1 protein-coding gene is annotated in these 1,197 nt (G+C 41.5%); it reads left to right on the top strand.

All coding sequences use genetic code 11. The features are described from left to right. The first annotated feature begins 367 nt into the window (after positions 1–367). Entirely contained in the window at positions 368–601 is a 234-nt protein-coding gene (locus tag VFA52_00070; protein ID HZS42611.1) for a hypothetical protein, read from the top strand. The last annotated feature ends 596 nt before the right edge of the window (positions 602–1,197 follow it).

Below are 1,197 nucleotides of genomic sequence, written 5' to 3' on the forward strand. Positions count from 1 at the left end.
TCATTTGATTCCAACAAGTTGACACAGAACGGCCTCCCTTTCTTCACTGAACGCGATGATGGACGTCCAAATTAGTCTGATAAAAGATTGGAAACCCTCGTCTGGTGGGTCAAAAGAACAATATTATCGTGCCACTCAAACCTCCAGCGCCGTCTGAGCGGCGCCAGTCTCCATGGGACTTCGGGAGCGCGTTACGAGACGCGAGTTTCGGCGCGCGATTCAAAACTGCTGCTCGAAAGATCTAACGCCGATCACGGTAAAAATTATATCAATCGATAGGTTTTTGCATGAGGATCAAGAATATGTAACTCATTCTTGCTGATAAGCGCTTGCTGACCAATAAAGTGACCGCAAATGAACCAGCAACATGAAGAACATCAACTTTTTGCTTTTGCTAATGGAAAGTGGTATTCTTTACCACGGGGAGACTGTCGGTAAAAATGATGCTTTTTATTTTACGAAATCAAATAAAGAACATCATTTCGGTGTTCTAAATCTGCCGGAGCTGGCGCCGCTCAGACGGCGCTGTAGGTTTGAGTGGCGCGATAATACCGGGTGCACAAAAAGAAACCCCCATTTTCAACAATCAATAATTCAATAAATATTAGCTAAAATCAAGTAAAACTTGGTGGTCAGACTAAACTGACCACGAAGAATCTGATAGGCAAGTTTTCGGACGTGGTCACTATTGGTCACTCTGGTCATTCTAGAGCAGGACCAGTGCCTGGAAATGAATCAAAATGGTGCTCAGATGTACCCAGCACTCTAAAACAAGTCCTGGCCACTACTGGTCATTATTTCGAAAGATTCACGTTTTTCAGTAACTTCGATCTGTAATGACCAGTTAATGACCAAGTGAGTTTATATGTGTAAAGATGCATTTGCTGGATCCCGTTAAACATCGCTAAACACTCTTATGCATCATTAGCGTGACCAGAGTGACCAGTAGTGACCATGTCCAAAACCATGCCTATCAGATTCCCCATGGTCAACTTAGTCTGACCACCAAGTTTTACTTGATTTTAGCCAATATTTATTGATTTATTGATTTTTGAAAATGGGGGTTTCTTTTTGTACACCTGGTATATGCTTCTACATTTTTTTCGTGTTGCAAAGAATAATAAATGTAAGCTTGCGATTGTTACACATTCACGAATCTAACTGATTGAACGAGCAAGCAACAGTATTTTATGTGAA

It is taken from the genome of Candidatus Paceibacterota bacterium, assembly GCA_035652395.1.
In the GTDB taxonomy this organism is placed as follows: domain Bacteria; phylum Patescibacteriota; class Minisyncoccia; order Phycocordibacterales; family CAJBRS01; genus JADGRH01.